The organism is Stutzerimonas tarimensis (assembly GCF_042648805.1).
Taxonomy (GTDB): domain Bacteria; phylum Pseudomonadota; class Gammaproteobacteria; order Pseudomonadales; family Pseudomonadaceae; genus Azomonas; species Azomonas tarimensis.
In genome coordinates, this window is record NZ_JBHRXZ010000026.1 from 12,042 (window position 1) to 26,113 (window position 14,072).

The 14,072-nt window shown below is 64.5% G+C and carries 13 protein-coding genes; 2 read left to right on the plus strand and 11 right to left on the minus strand.

Annotated elements, in window-relative coordinates:
• Positions 1–48 precede the first annotated feature (48 nt).
• The 8 genes from ahpF to ACFOMF_RS16530 all read right to left on the minus strand — a co-directional run bounded on the left by ahpF (position 49) and on the right by ACFOMF_RS16530 (position 8,669).
• Positions 49–1,614 carry an alkyl hydroperoxide reductase subunit F gene (gene ahpF / locus ACFOMF_RS16495; protein ID WP_386366908.1) on the minus strand — a complete coding sequence of 522 codons (1,566 nt, stop codon included), beginning with the start codon at positions 1,612–1,614 and terminating at the stop codon, positions 49–51.
• A 223-nt stretch (positions 1,615–1,837) separates the two neighbouring features.
• Positions 1,838–2,089 carry a GlsB/YeaQ/YmgE family stress response membrane protein gene (locus ACFOMF_RS16500; RefSeq protein ID WP_386366909.1) on the minus strand — a complete coding sequence of 84 codons (252 nt, stop codon included), beginning with the start codon at positions 2,087–2,089 and terminating at the stop codon, positions 1,838–1,840.
• Positions 2,090–2,194: 105 nt separating this feature from the next.
• Positions 2,195–3,280 (minus strand): 5-(carboxyamino)imidazole ribonucleotide synthase, encoded by a 1,086-nt coding sequence (locus ACFOMF_RS16505; RefSeq protein WP_386366911.1) that lies wholly within the window; start codon positions 3,278–3,280, stop codon positions 2,195–2,197.
• A 49-nt stretch (positions 3,281–3,329) separates the two neighbouring features.
• Positions 3,330–3,821 carry a 5-(carboxyamino)imidazole ribonucleotide mutase gene (gene purE / locus ACFOMF_RS16510; RefSeq protein WP_386366913.1) on the minus strand — a complete coding sequence of 164 codons (492 nt, stop codon included), beginning with the start codon at positions 3,819–3,821 and terminating at the stop codon, positions 3,330–3,332.
• Between the two features lie 220 nt (positions 3,822–4,041).
• Entirely contained in the window at positions 4,042–4,344 is a 303-nt protein-coding gene (locus ACFOMF_RS16515) for a DUF3240 family protein (protein WP_386366969.1), read from the minus strand.
• A gap of 20 nt (positions 4,345–4,364) precedes the next feature.
• A complete protein-coding gene (locus tag ACFOMF_RS16520; protein ID WP_386366915.1) occupies positions 4,365–5,306 on the minus strand; it encodes a sodium-dependent bicarbonate transport family permease in 942 nt (313 codons plus the stop codon).
• Between the two features lie 131 nt (positions 5,307–5,437).
• Positions 5,438–7,243, minus strand: coding sequence for a sodium-extruding oxaloacetate decarboxylase subunit alpha (oadA, locus tag ACFOMF_RS16525; RefSeq protein WP_386366917.1), 1,806 nt, complete (start codon positions 7,241–7,243; stop codon positions 5,438–5,440).
• A 10-nt stretch (positions 7,244–7,253) separates the two neighbouring features.
• Positions 7,254–8,669, minus strand: coding sequence for an acetyl-CoA carboxylase biotin carboxylase subunit (locus tag ACFOMF_RS16530; protein WP_386366919.1), 1,416 nt, complete (start codon positions 8,667–8,669; stop codon positions 7,254–7,256).
• 225 nt (positions 8,670–8,894) lie between these two features.
• Between ACFOMF_RS16530 and ACFOMF_RS16535 the strand changes: the two genes are divergently transcribed.
• Complete coding sequence (locus ACFOMF_RS16535) at positions 8,895–9,833, plus strand: LysR family transcriptional regulator (protein WP_386366971.1); 939 nt, start codon at positions 8,895–8,897, stop codon at positions 9,831–9,833.
• Here ACFOMF_RS16535 and ACFOMF_RS16540 read toward each other — a convergent pair.
• The 3 genes from ACFOMF_RS16540 to hexR form a co-directional block, all read right to left on the minus strand.
• Complete coding sequence (locus tag ACFOMF_RS16540) at positions 9,784–9,981, minus strand: PA3496 family putative envelope integrity protein (RefSeq protein WP_386366921.1); 198 nt, start codon at positions 9,979–9,981, stop codon at positions 9,784–9,786. The genes ACFOMF_RS16535 and ACFOMF_RS16540 overlap by 50 nt on opposite strands.
• Positions 9,982–10,069: 88 nt before the next feature.
• Positions 10,070–11,509: a sucrose phosphorylase gene (gene gtfA / locus ACFOMF_RS16545; RefSeq protein ID WP_386366923.1), complete on the minus strand. Its 1,440-nt coding sequence runs from the start codon at positions 11,507–11,509 to the stop codon at positions 10,070–10,072.
• A 129-nt stretch (positions 11,510–11,638) separates the two neighbouring features.
• Positions 11,639–12,508 carry a transcriptional regulator HexR gene (hexR, locus tag ACFOMF_RS16550; RefSeq protein WP_386366925.1) on the minus strand — a complete coding sequence of 290 codons (870 nt, stop codon included), beginning with the start codon at positions 12,506–12,508 and terminating at the stop codon, positions 11,639–11,641.
• Positions 12,509–12,631: 123 nt separating this feature from the next.
• On the opposite strand from hexR, the gene zwf reads away from it, so the two are divergent.
• Positions 12,632–14,071: a glucose-6-phosphate dehydrogenase gene (zwf, locus tag ACFOMF_RS16555; protein ID WP_386366927.1), complete on the plus strand. Its 1,440-nt coding sequence runs from the start codon at positions 12,632–12,634 to the stop codon at positions 14,069–14,071.
• The last annotated feature ends 1 nt before the right edge of the window (position 14,072 follow it).

The window sequence follows — 14,072 nt, forward strand, 5'->3', positions numbered from 1 at the left end:
CAAAAGAAAAGGGCAGCCGATCGGCTGCCCCGGTATACGCTCGCAGCCTCAGGCCGGAGCGGAGCTGCGGATCAGGTGGTCGAAGGCGGCCAGCGAGGCCTTGGCACCTTCGCCCACGGCGATCACGATCTGCTTGTACGGCACCGTGGTCACGTCGCCTGCCGCAAACACTCCCGGCAGGGAGGTCTGGCCGCGGTCGTCGACGACGATCTCGCCGCGGTCGGTCAGTTCGACGCTGCCCTTCAGCCAGTCGGTGTTGGGGATCAGGCCGATCTGCACGAAGATGCCTTCGAGTTCCAGGGTGTGGAAATCGCTGGAGCTGCGATCCTTATAGACCAGGCCGGTCACCTTCTTGCCGTCACCCTTCACCTCGCTGGTCAGCGCGTTGGTGATCACCGTCACGTTGGGCAGGCTGTAGAGCTTGCGTTGCAGGACGGCATCGGCGCGCAGCGAACTGTTGTACTCGATGAGCGTGACTTCGGCGACGATCCCGGCCAGGTCGATGGCCGCTTCGACACCCGAATTGCCGCCACCGATGACCGCCACGCGCTTGCCCTTGAACAGCGGGCCGTCGCAGTGCGGGCAGTAGGCCACGCCGCGGGTGCGATACTCGGCTTCGCCCGGCACGTTCATTTCGCGCCAGCGGGCACCGGTGGCAAGGATCAGGGTCTTGGACTTGAGCACGGCGCCGGAGGCGAAATGCACTTCGTTGAGACCGCCGTCCTGACTGGCCGGCACGAGCTTGACCGCACGCTGCAGGTTCATGATGTCGACATCATAGTGGCGCACATGCTGTTCCAGCGCGCTGGCCAGCTTGGGCCCCTCGGTCTCGGTGACCGAAATGAAGTTCTCGATGCCAAGGGTGTCCAGCACCTGTCCGCCGAAGCGCTCGGCGACAACGCCGGTACGAATGCCCTTGCGCGCCGCGTAGATCGCTGCGGACGCACCAGCCGGACCACCGCCTACCACCAGCATGTCGAAGGCTTCCTTGGTGTTGAGCTTTTCGGCTTCGCGGGCAGAGGCGCCGGTGTCCAGCTTGGCGATGATCTCCTCCAGGCCCATGCGACCCTGGCCGAATACTTCGCCGTTGAGGTAGATGCTCGGAACAGCCATCACCTGGCGCTTTTCCACCTCGTCCTGGAACAGCGCCCCGTCGATGGCCACATGGCTGACGTTCGGGTTCAGCACTGCCATCAGATTCAGTGCCTGGATCACGTCGGGGCAGTTCTGGCACGACAGCGAGAAGTAGGTCTCGAAGTGGTATTCACCCGACAAGCCGCGGATCTGCTCGATCACTTCTGCCGTGGCCTTGGATGGGTAACCGCCCACCTGCAGCAGTGCCAGGACCAGAGAGGTGAACTCATGGCCCATGGGCAGGCCGGCAAAGCGCAGGGTGATGTCCTGGCCCGGGCTGCTCAGAGTGAATGACGGCTTGCGCGCATCGTCACCGCTGGTGTCGAGGCTGATCTGGCCGGACAGGCTGTTGATGTCATTGAGCAGGCCGAGCATTTCCTCGGACTTGGGGCCATCGTCGAGCGACGCCACGATCTCGATCGGGCGGGTAACTTTCTCCAGGTAGGCCTTGAGTTGAGCTTTGAGATTCGCGTCCAGCATGTCGGATACCCTCTAGTCGTTCACGCCCTGGCGGGCAGCTGTAGGTGAAAACTTGATGGAGGTAACCTTAAGGTAAGTGCCCGTCATCTCTAAATTGAATAAACCATTGAGAGCGATTGGATTTACCTATGTTTTCTGCGGATACGTGCGGAAGGGGTGCAGGAATGAAGGGTGAGGCGGGGAGTGGGGGGTGGGGAGGGGCCGCGAACGGCCCCGTGTGCCGCTAGTGCTTGCGACCGGTCACCATGCCGTAGATCACTAGCAGGACGATGGCACCAATGACTGCGCCGATGAATCCTGCCGCTTCGCCCGCCTGGTAGATGCCCAGCGCCTGGCCGCCATAGGTGGCCAGCAGCGAGCCGCCGATACCCAGCAGGATGGTCATGATCCAGCCCATGCTGTCGTTGCCGGGTTTCAGGAAGCGCGCGATGAGGCCTACGATGAGGCCGATGATGATGGTTCCAATGATGCCCATGGGCATTCCTCCTCAGTGGCTTAAGGCAAGTGCGTCACGTACCTGTGGACCGGGAGGATGTCCGGCAGTTCGCGATTTCTGGCGAACGGCCAGGCGCGAGCGGCGCTAGGACTGGCCTTGCAGGGCCTGGACAGCAGCGATCTGGCGCTCCAGGCCGGCACGATCAGCGCAGCGCAGGGTGGCGTGGCCGACCTTGCGGCCGACCTTGAAAGCCTTGCCGTAGTGGTGCAGGTGACATTCATCCAGCCCCAGCACCTCGACTACCGGCGGCACCTCACCGATGAAATTGAGCATGGCGCTTTCGCCGAGCTTGGCGGTGGAGCCGAGCGGCAAGCCGGCTACTGCGCGCAGGTGGTTCTCGAATTGGCTGCATTCGGCCCCTTCGATGGTCCAGTGCCCGGAATTGTGTACCCGCGGCGCGATCTCGTTGGCCTTGAGTCCACCCTCGACCTCGAAGAACTCGAAGGCCAGCACGCCAACGTAGTCCAGTCGCTCCAGCACCCGGCCGACATAATCCTCGGCCAGCGCCTGCAACGGATGGTCGGCGCTGACTACCGAGAGGCGCAGGATGCCCGCTTCGTGGGTGTTGTGCACCAGCGGGTAGAAGCGGGTCTCGCCGTCGCGCCCGCGCACCGCCACCAGCGACACCTCGCCGCTGAACGGCACGAAGCCTTCGAGCAGGCAGGGCACGCTGCCAAGCTCGGCAAAGGCGTCGACGACATCCGCCGGGTCGCGAAGCACCTTCTGGCCCTTGCCGTCGTAGCCCAGGGTGCGTGTCTTGAGTACGGCCGGCAAGCCGATCTCGGCCACCGCGCGGTCGAGGTCGGACTGCGAGAGAATGTCGGCGAAGGCTGGCGTCGGGATGCCCAGTTCGCGGAACAGCGACTTCTCGAGGAGTCGGTCGCGGGCAATGCGCAGCGAGTCGGCCGACGGATAGACCGGGACGAACTGGGACAGAAAGGCCACGGTCTCGGCGGGCACGCTCTCGAACTCGAAGGTCACCAGATCGACTTCATCGGCCAGCTGGCGCAGGTGATCCTGATCGCCATAATCGGCACGGATGTGCTCGCCAAGCGCGGCGGCGCAGGCATCCGGCGCCGGATCGAGAAAGGCGAAGTTCATGCCCAGCGGGGTACCCGCCAGCGCCAGCATGCGGCCAAGCTGGCCGCCACCGATGACACCGATTTTCATGTGGTCTCCATTCGCGCCGTGAGTGTTCCTGCGGCGCGCAGCCGCGATTTCAGGGAAGGCGCGGGTCCGGGTTGTCGAGTACGGTCTGGGTCTGCTGCTCGCGGAATGCCTTGAGCGCGACGTGATAATCCGGGAACTCGTGGCCGAGGATACTTGCCGCCAGCAGGCCGGCATTGATCGCTCCGGCCTTGCCAATGGCCAGCGTCGCCACCGGAATGCCGGCCGGCATCTGCACGATCGACAGCATCGAGTCGACGCCCGAGAGCATCGAGGACTGCACCGGCACGCCCAGCACCGGCAGATGCGTCTTGGCCGCGCACATGCCCGGCAGATGCGCGGCGCCGCCGGCACCGGCGATGATCAGACGCAAGCCGCGTGACTCGGCCTGCTCGGCATAACTGAACAGCAGATCCGGCGTCCGGTGCGCCGATACCACAGTGACCTCGTGCGGGATGCCAAGCTTTTCGAGTGTCTCCGCCGTGTGGCTCATGGTGGGCCAGTCGGATTTGGACCCCATGATCACGCCTACCAATGGGCTCATGCCTGCGCCTCTCATCGCTGCGCCCGGGAGCGCTATAAACCGAAAGCCACGCAGGACGCGTGGCTTGATGGTGTGCCGGGCCGCCAAGCGGACCGAAAACGCGGGATTATACGCAAAAGTGCGGTCTGTCGCGCCCTGGATGATCGCCGGCACTGCCGATCGCGCGCTTTGCACGAAGGTGCGCGATATCCACTGGCGGGGTTGGCGCCGTGTGGAGTGCTCAGAAGCGTTCCGAGCGTAGCACTTCCACGCTGGAGAGATAGCAGACCATGGCGTAATGCGCGTAGTAGCGCGTCTGCAGGTGTTCGGCGATGCGTTCGGCCACCTCGCGGCTGCAGATGATCTCGGCGCGGATGTTTCCCTCCGCCTCCCATCCCGCGCTGCGCACTCCACGACTGCCCCGGCCGCGGGCATCCGACAGGGTCCAGCCGGGGGCGCCCAGGCTTTCCAGGTCGGCCACCAGTTTGCTTTCCAGCACGGCCTCGCAGATCACGGTGAGCAGGGTGCGGTTGTTCGGGTTCATGGACGGATTCCGGGTTGGGTTCATGCTGGGGCTCCCGTCAGCGTCTGGGCCAGTTGCAGGTACAGCGGGATGCCCACCAGGATGTTGAATGGGAAGGTAATGCCCAGCGCCGCAGTCAGCGACAGGGACGGATTGGCCTCGGGCAGGGCCAGGCGCATGGCGGCCGGCACGGCGATGTAGGAGGCGCTGGCCGCGAGGGTGGCGAGCATGGCCACGCCGCCCACCGAAAGCCCCATGATGTGACCCAGGGTGCCGCCGATCATCGCGCCGAGCAGCGGGAAGCCGAGGCCGAAGGCGGCCAGGCGCAGCCCGTAGCGCTTGAGCGAGCCCATCTGGCTGGAGGCGATCAGGCCCATTTCCAGCAGGAACAGCGCCAGCACCGGCTTGAACATGGTGGTGTAGAAGGGCGCCAGCGGGGCGATGTTCTCCTTGCCGGCGATGGCCCCAATTGCCAGCCCGCCGAGCAGGATCATGATGCTCTTTCCGAGAAAGATCTCACGGCCCAGTTCCTTCCAGTGGGTGTCGCGGCTGACGCCCTTGGCCATGACGATGCCGATAAGGATCGCAGGAATCTCCAGAATCGCCACGAACAGCGGCATGTAGCTCTCGAAGCTGACATTCTGCGCCTGCAGGTAGGCCACCACCACGGCGAAGGTTCCCGCGCTGACCGAGCCGTAGTGCGCCGCCAGGCTGGCCGAGTCGACCCGGCCGAAACGCAGCAGGCGCAGCAGGGGAAAGGCAATCAGCGGCAGCAGGCAGCCCATGCCCAGGACCAGCAGCGATTGCCCCAGCAATGCAGGGCTGGCCTGAGCGGCCAGCTCCACGCCGCCGTGCAGGCCAATGGCGAGCAGCAGCAGGATGGAAAGGGTCTCGTAGAGGGCCGTGGGCAGCTTCAGCTCGCTCTTGAGCAGGCCGGCCACCAGGCCGAAGATAAAGAACAGGACGACTGGGTCGAGCCCCATCGAACATCTCCCTGGTTGCGGTTAGACCCCGCCAGGGGCCGTTGATCGTTGGTTCGACCCAGATGACGCCAGCTGATCGGTGGTAGACACAAAATAAACTGGCCGTGTCTTTTTCCGGCGTGCCCCCGGAATCAACCGATTTCCACCAATACCTCGCCCGGGTTGACCCGGTCGCCCCTGGCCACATGCAGCGCCTTGACCGTGCCGGCGACGGGTGCCTGGATCTCGGTTTCCATCTTCATCGCCTCGGCAACCAGCAGGGGCTGACCCGCCTTCACCGCATCGCCTTCCTTGACCAGCACATCGACAATGTTGCCTGGCATGTTGGTGCTCACGTCGCCGGGGGCGCTGGCCTGCCTCCGTTTGCCGTCGGCCGCGCCGACATAGCTGTTCAATGGCTCGAATACCACTTCTTCAGGCATGCCGTCGATGGACAGGTAGAAATGGCGCTTGCCTTCGCCCTTGACCCCAACCCCGGTGATGTCGACCCGGTAGGTTTCACCGTGGACGTCAATGACGAACTCTGTGGGTACGCCTTCGCCGCCCAGCGCTGGCGGGCTGCCGTCGGGAATCGGCAGTAGCGGCTCGGGCTGCAGGGCGCCGGCCTCGCGCTCCTCGAAGAACGTGCGGGCGGTTTCGGGGAACATGGCGTAGGTCAGCACGTCTTCTTCCGAGCGCGCCAGCTCGCCGATGTCCTTGCGCAGCTTGGCCAGCTCCGGCTTGAGCAGGTCGGCCGGACGACACTCGATCAGCTCCTCGTTGCCGATGGCCTGGCGCCGCAGCTTTTCGTTCACCTGCCCGGGCGCCTTGCCGTAGCCGCCCTGCAGGTACAGCTTCACCTCGTTGGTGATGGTCTTGTAGCGCTCGCCGGCCAGCACGTTGAAGAACGCCTGGGTGCCGACGATCTGCGAGGTCGGCGTCACCAGTGGCGGAAATCCGAGGTCTTCGCGGACTCGGGGGATCTCCGCCAGCACCTCGTTCATCCGGTTCAGCGCGCCCTGTTCCTTCAACTGGTTGGCCAGATTGGAGATCATCCCGCCGGGCACCTGGTTGACCTGCACCCGAGTGTCGACGCCGGTGAAGTCGCTCTCGAACTGGTGGTACTTCTTGCGCACGGCATGAAAGTACAGGCCGATCTCCTGCAGCAGCGCCAGGTCCAGCCCGGTGTCGTAAGGCGTGTCCCGTAGCGCCGCCACCATCGACTCGGTGCCCGGGTGGCTGGTGCCCCAGGCCATCGAGGAAATCGCCGTGTCGATGCGATCGGCGCCGCTCTCCAGCGCCTTGAGCTGGCACATGGCGGCCACCCCGGCGGTGTCGTGGGAGTGGATCACCACGTCCATTTCCGGCAGCGCCTCTTTCAGCGCGCGGACCAGCTCGCCGGTGGGGTAGGGTGTCAGCAGCCCGGCCATGTCCTTGATGGCGATGGAGTCCACGCCCATCGCGGCCATGGCCCTGGCCTGCTCGACGAACGCTTCGATGGTGTGCACCGGGCTGGTGGTGTAGGCGATGGTGCCCTGGGCGTGCTTGCCGTTGGCCTTCACCGCGCGGATCGCGGTTTCGAGATTGCGCACGTCGTTCATCGCATCGAAGATGCGGAACACGTCGACACCCTTCTCCGCCGCCCGGGCGACGAAGGCTTCCACCACATCATCGCTGTAGTGCCGGTAGCCCAGCAGGTTCTGCCCGCGCAGCAGCATCTGCAGGCGGGTGTTGGGCAGTGCGGCGCGCAGCTGGCGCAGGCGCTGCCAGGGGTCTTCCTTGAGAAAGCGCACGCAGGCATCGAACGTCGCCCCACCCCACACCTCCAGCGACCAGTAGCCGACCCGGTCGAGCTTGTCGCAGATCGGCAGCATGTCCTCGGTGCGCATGCGCGTGGCCAGCAGCGACTGATGGGCGTCGCGCAGGATGGTGTCGGTGACGGTGATCTTCTTGTTCATGAAGCTGTCCTCACAGGCCGGCATGGGCGGCGATGGCGGTGGCGATGGCCAGGGCCAGTTCGCCCGGCTTTCGCTTGATCGAGTAGTTCAGCAGTTCCGGGTGGTCGTCGACGAAGCTGGTGTTGAACCGGCCGCTGCGGAATTCCGGATCGGCGAGGATCTGCTGGTAGTAGGTCGCGGTGGTCTTCACGCCCTGCACGCGCATGTCGTCGATGGCGCGGGAGCCTCGGGCCAGGGCTTCTTCCCAGGTCAGCGCCCAGACGATCAGCTTCAGGCACATGGAGTCGTAGTAGGGCGGGATGGTGTAGCCGGTGTAGATCGCCGTGTCGGTGCGCACGCCAGGCCCGCCGGGGGCGTAGTAGCGTGTGATCTTGCCGAAACTCGGAAGGAAGTTGTTGCGCGGCTCCTCGGCGTTGATGCGGAACTGAAGGGCAAAGCCGCGGTAGCTGATGTCTTCCTGTTTGACCGACAGCGGCAGGCCCGAGGCGATGCGGATCTGTTCGCGGACGATGTCGATGCCGGTGATCTCTTCGGTGATGGTGTGCTCCACCTGCACCCGGGTGTTCATCTCCATGAAGTACACCTCGTCGTCGGCGAGAAGAAACTCCACGGTACCGGCGTTCTCGTAGCTCACGGCCTTGGCGGCACGGACCGCCAGGTCGCCGATGTAGGCGCGCTGTTCGGGGGTGAGCTGCGGGCTTGGCGCGATCTCGATGAGCTTCTGGTTGCGTCGCTGGATGGAGCAGTCGCGCTCGTAGAGGTGCACTGTGTTACCGAGCGAGTCGGCGAGAATCTGTGCCTCGATGTGCTTGGGCTCGACGATGCACTTTTCAAGAAACACATCGGCCGAGCCGAACGCCTTGGTCGCCTCGGAAATCACCCGTGGGTAGGCCTGTTGCAGTTCCTCGCGGCTGTTGCAGCGACGGATGCCACGCCCGCCGCCGCCGGAGGTGGCCTTGAGCATCACCGGGTAGCCGATGCGCTCGGCCTCGGCCAGGGCCTGCTCGACATCTGCGACGTTGCCTTCGGTGCCGGGGGTCACCGGCACGCCGGCGGCGATCATGCTGCGCCGGGCTTCGGTCTTGTCGCCCATGCGGCGGATGACCTCGGCGCTGGGGCCGACGAAGCGAATGCCACGCTCGGCACAGATCTCGGCCAGCTCTGCGTTCTCCGAGAGAAAGCCGTAGCCCGGATGCAGGGCGTCGCAGCCGGTTTCCACCGCCAGGTTCACCAGCTTGCGCGGGTTCAGGTAGCCGGCGAGCGGGTCCTCGCCGATGAAGTAGGCCTCATCGGCGCGTTTGACGTGCAGGGCATGGCGGTCGGCTTCGGAGAACACCGCGACCGAGCGGATGCCCATCTCGGCACAGGCGCGCTCGATGCGCACCGCGATTTCCCCGCGGTTGGCGATCAACAGTTTCTTTATCACCTTCAATCCTCGGCTTGGCACAGCCAGCCCCCGCGGGTCCGGCATGAATGGCGAACGGCAATCACTGGCCTAACCCTACCCGCCGAATGCAATAACCCATAATTGATAATTGTTTGGGTAGCTATAATGAGTAACTTATAGCTGGACCTGTTTCAGCGCAAAGCGCATCGGGCAGCCCGAGCGGCTTTTCTGTAGCGAGGCTTCGTGACAGTGAGAAAGACCCTGATGCGCCTGACCCTGCGCCAGTTGCACGTGTTCGACGCCGTCTGCGCTACCCGCTCCTACAGCCGGGCGGCAGAGGAGATGGCGCTGACCCAGCCAGCGGTAAGCCTGCAGGTGCGCCAGCTCGAGGAGCTGGTGGGCCAGCCGCTGTTCGAGTACGTCGGCAAGAAGCTCTATCTCACCGACGCAGCCGAGGCGCTGCGGCAGGCTGGCGCGGACATCTTCAGGCGCCTCGATAGCCTCGACATGCAGCTCTCCGAACTTCAGGGCCGGCTGCAGGGCCAGCTGGCCCTGGCGGTCGAGTCCAGTGCCAAGTACGTCGCCCCGCATTTGTTCGCCGCCTTCCGGGAGGGCCAGAAGGAGGTAGACTTGCAGCTGGTGGTGGGCAACCGAGGGGAGATCATCAAGCGACTGGTCGACAACCGCGACGACCTGGTGATCATGTCCATGGTGCCCCAGGACATGGCGCTGGAATTCCTGCCGTTTCTCAACAATCCGATCGTTGCCGTGGCGCCGCCAGGACATCCCCTGTGCCAGGCGCCGCAATTGAAACTGCAGGATCTGGAACCCTACAGGCTGTTGGTGCGCGAGGCGGGCTCGGGAACGCGAAAGGCCTGCGAGGAGTATTTCCAGCAAAAGCGCGCCCACTTCTCGCGAACCTTGGAGATCTGCTCGCAAGAGGCGCAGCGCGAGGCCGTGGTCGCAGGGCTCGGCCTGGCATTGCTGCCGCGTCACGCCGTCAGCCAGGCGCTGGCCTCAGGGGCGCTGCGGGAGCTGCCAGTGGCGGAGCTGCCACTGTACCGCAGCTGGTGCGTGGTCTATCCGCGGGGCAAGCGCCTGAGCCCGGTGGCCCAGGCGTTTCTCGCCTTCATTCGCGAAGAACGGTCGCAGATCAATGCGCTGGCCGTGCGTTTCTCCGGGCGGCAACCTGCAGCGCACTGAAGGCGCTCAGCTCTGCGAAATCCTCGAGCTCGGCCTGGAGCCGGCAGCGGTCCTCATAACGTTCGATGGCGCGGCGAAACCGCATCCGCCGTTCGTCCTTGAGCTTGCGGCGTGTCTTGGCATCGAGTTGCTGATCGTACAGCTGCATGGCCAGTCTCCTGTGCAGGTTCGGAAACAGCATCGGACCTGGAGATGACCAGCCGCGGACAGCCGGATAACAGTTTCGTGAAGCCTGCTCAGATGCGGAAGCTGGTCTGGCGGCCGGCTTCGTCACTGCAGGTGACGGTCAGGGTGCGGAACCCCAGATCGACGAACAGGTGGCAGAAATGCTCGCCCTGGCGCCAGCCGATGGACAGGCTGGAGTCGCTGGAAGAATGCAATTCGAACTCCCCAGTAAACGCCGGATGGGTCGAGCGTAGCCGGATCAGCTGCAGTTGGCGCTGGGCCAGCGGAGCGTCGAGCGCGGCGTCGGCCTCCTCGACAGAGTAGAAGCGCCGGTTGATGTCGCGTACCTCGCCGGTACGTTCGGCCAGCTCATCGTCGTTGCAGCCCACCAGCAGCCCGACGTAGTAAACCTGCGGGATGCCGGGGGCGAACAGCTGTATGGCTCGTGCGACCAGGTAAGCCTCGTCGTTACGCGCCAGGGCGTCATAGAACGTGCAGGCAAGCTGGTAGATGGCACCGACACTGTGGGGGTTGGCGGCCGAGCGTCGCAGAATGGGATCGGCGCTGCGCTCGGAGACGTTGTCGATCAGTGCCTTGAGCTGTTCCGGCGGCAGGATGCCTTCCACATCGGGAATGCAGATGCCGTCGTGGGTATCGAGTACCGTCACCAGATTGCGCGGGCAGGCACGCAGCCAGGACTTGAGGTATCTGCTGTTGTGGTCCAGCAGCGTGTAGAGCAGCAGCGGCGGAAGGGCGAAGCCGTAGCCCCACATGCCTTCGCGGGCGATGGCGACCTGGTAGCTCGGATGGTCATGCACTTCCGGCAGCAGCTCGATGCCGTGTTCGGCAGCGGTCTGGCGAAACCAGCGCAGGATCTGCCAGACCTCGGGTTCGACCAGGAAGCAGGTGCTGCCGATCTTCTTCGTGGTATAGCCGAAGGCGTCCAGGCGCAGCAGGCGGATACCGCGCTGGCCGAGAAAGGCGATGGTGTCGGCCATGTAGTCGAAGGCCTCCTGCCGCCCGTAATTAAGGTCGACCTGGCGTTCGGTGAAGGTGCACCAGACCCGCCCGTGGCTGCCGTCGGCAAAATGCACCTGGCGAAACGGCTCCTTCTCCTTGCGTATGTGGATGCGCTCGAGGTCTTCCTGGGTAATCTCGCCCAGGCTGTCGACATCGACGAAAAGGCCGGCATAGGCGGAAGCATTGCCCTTGGCGATGAAGTCCTGAAACTCAGGCGAGTCATCGGCCAGGTGGTTGAGCACCAGGTCAAGGCACAGATCGTAACGGTCGGCGAGTCGCTCCAGATCATCCCAGCTGCCGTAGATCGGATCGATCTCCTTGTGGGTCAGGGGTGAGAACCCGCCGTCGGAGTTGGACGGATAAGGTGGCAGCACATGCACCCCGCCGATGGCGCCGCCGAGGCGACGTTCGATGAAGCCTGCCAGGTCGGCCAGGTCTGCTCCGATGCGGTTGGGGTAGGCGATCAGCTGGACTTTTCCGTTCAACGGCATGGGACCTCCAGTGGGCGCGCTGCACCGGCGAGCGGCGGACAACGGCGGGCGGGACAGCTGCTGGATGCGGCTGTGCTTGAAGCTATGTGGCCTCGGAGGAGCAACAGTTCGTCGCCACCGACGAATTGTCTAGCCGGCGTCCTGATTCTTCACCGTCTTGGGCGACAGGCGAAGACTGCGCAGGCTGCGCTTGACGCTCTTGAGGTGGTTGACCAGGGCAGGGCCGCGGGCCATGGCCACGCCCATGGCGAGGACATCGATCACCACAAGGTGGGCGATGCGCGAGGTCAGCGGGGTATAGATTTCGGTGTCCTCCTGCACGTCGATGGCCAAGTTGACGGTGGCGAGGTCCGCCAGCGGGGTCTGGCTCGGGCACAGGGTGATCAGCGTGGCGCCTGACTCGCGTACCACATTGGCGGTGATCAGCAGGTCCTTCGAGCGTCCCGATTGCGAGATGCACACCGCCACGTCGTTGGGCTTGAGAGTCACCGCCGACATCGCCTGCATGTGCGGGTCGGAGTAGGCCGCCGCATTGAGCAGCAGGCGGAAGAACTTGTGCTGCGCGTCGGTGGCCACCGCCCCGGACGCGCCGAATCCGTAGAACTCCACCCGGTCGGCCGCGGCGCAGGCGCGAATGGCCTGCTCCAGTGCTTCCGGGTCCAGTCTTTCGCGTACCTCCATGAGGGTATGCAGGGTGGTGTCGAAGATCTTCTGGCTGATCTCCACGGCCGAGTCGTCCTCGTGAATGGCGAACTGGCCGAAGGAAGCGCCGGCCGCCAGGCTCTGGGCCAGCTTCAGCTTGAGATCCTGAAAGCCCATGCAGCCGATGGCGCGACAGAAGCGCACGATGGTGGGTTCACTGATGCCCACGGCGGCGGCCAGGTCGGCCATGGAGCTATGCATCACCGAGGCCGGGTCGAGCAGCACGTAGTCGGCCACCTTCAGCTCGGACTTGCGTAGTGTGCTTCTCGACTGGGCTATGTGTTGCAGCAGGTTCACGGGCAGGCTCGCTATCGACAGTGGACAGGCCGGCTAAACGGCGGTCCAATGGATGGTAGTGTGCTTGTAGTTATACTACATGAAGCGCGGCGACGCCCGGTCAAACTTCTAGGAGAACTTCCCGTGTCCGTTTCCTGCGACATGCTCGTGTTTGGCGGTACAGGCGATCTGACGTTGCACAAGCTGATCCCGGCCCTGTATCACCTGCATCGTGAAAAGCGCCTGCACAAGGGGGTGCGTATCCTGGCCCTGGCTCGCCAGTCACTGGACCGTGCCGCCTACCTGGCCCTGGCCGAGCGCCACTGCCGGGCGCAGATCGCCCGCAGCGATTTCAATCCGGAGATGTGGGCAAGCTTCGCCGACCGGCTCGACTACTTTTCCATGGATGCCAGCCAGCGCGGCGAGTTCGTTCGCCTGGCCCACTACCTCGGGCACGTGGAGGGCCGGGTACGGGTGTATTACCTGGCGACCGCCCCCCGGCTGTTCGAGGCCATCGCGGCGAACCTGGAAGCTGCCGGGCTGGCAGGCGAGCAGGCCCGCATCGTGCTGGAAAAGCCCATCGGTCATGACCTGGCCTCGGCCCTGGAAATCAACCGCTCGATCGGCCGGGTGTTTGCCGAGCCGCGCATCTACCGCATCGACCATTACCTGGGCAAGGAGACGGTGCAGAACCTGATGGCCCTGCGCTTTGCCAATTCCATGTTCGAGCCTATCTGGCGCTCGGCAAACATCGATCACGTACAGATCACCGTGGCCGAGACGCTGGGCGTGGAAGATCGCGGCGGCTATTACGACAACGCCGGCGCCATGCGCGACATGATGCAGAACCACATGCTGCAACTGCTCTGCCTGGTGGCGATGGAAGCGCCGGTCCGCTTCGACGCCGAGTCGGTACGCAACGAGAAGGTCAAGGTGCTCGAGGCGCTCAAGCCCATCACCGGGCTGGACGTGCAGGACAAGACCGTGCGCGGGCAGTACATTGCCGGGCAGATCGGCGGCCATGATGTCCCTGCTTACTACTTCGAGCGCCATGTGGACAACGACAGCGCCACCGAGACCTTTGTCGCCGTACATGCCGAGATCGACAACTGGCGCTGGGCCGGCGTGCCCTTTTATCTGCGCACTGGCAAGCGCATGGCGAAAAAATACTCGGAGATCGTCATCCACTTCAAGCCGGTGCCGCACATGCTGTTCCAGAGTAGCCTGGCCAACCGCCTGGTGATCCGCCTGCAGCCCGAAGAGAGCATCAGCATGCAGCTGATGGCCAAGACGCCCGGCAAGGGAATGTCACTCGAACAGGTTGAGCTGGACCTGAACCTGGCCCATGCGTTTCGCCAGACCCGGCGCTGGGATGCCTACGAGCGGCTGCTGCTGGATGTGATCGAAGGCGACTCGACGCTGTTCATGCGGCATGACGAGGTGGAGGCGGCTTGGCGTTGGGTGGATCCGATCCTCAAGGGCTGGCAAGGTTACTATCGGCGCCCGCGCCCCTATCCGGCCGGCACCAGCGGCCCGGACCAGGCGCGACACATGCTCGAGCGGCACGGGCGGCGCTGGTCCTGAG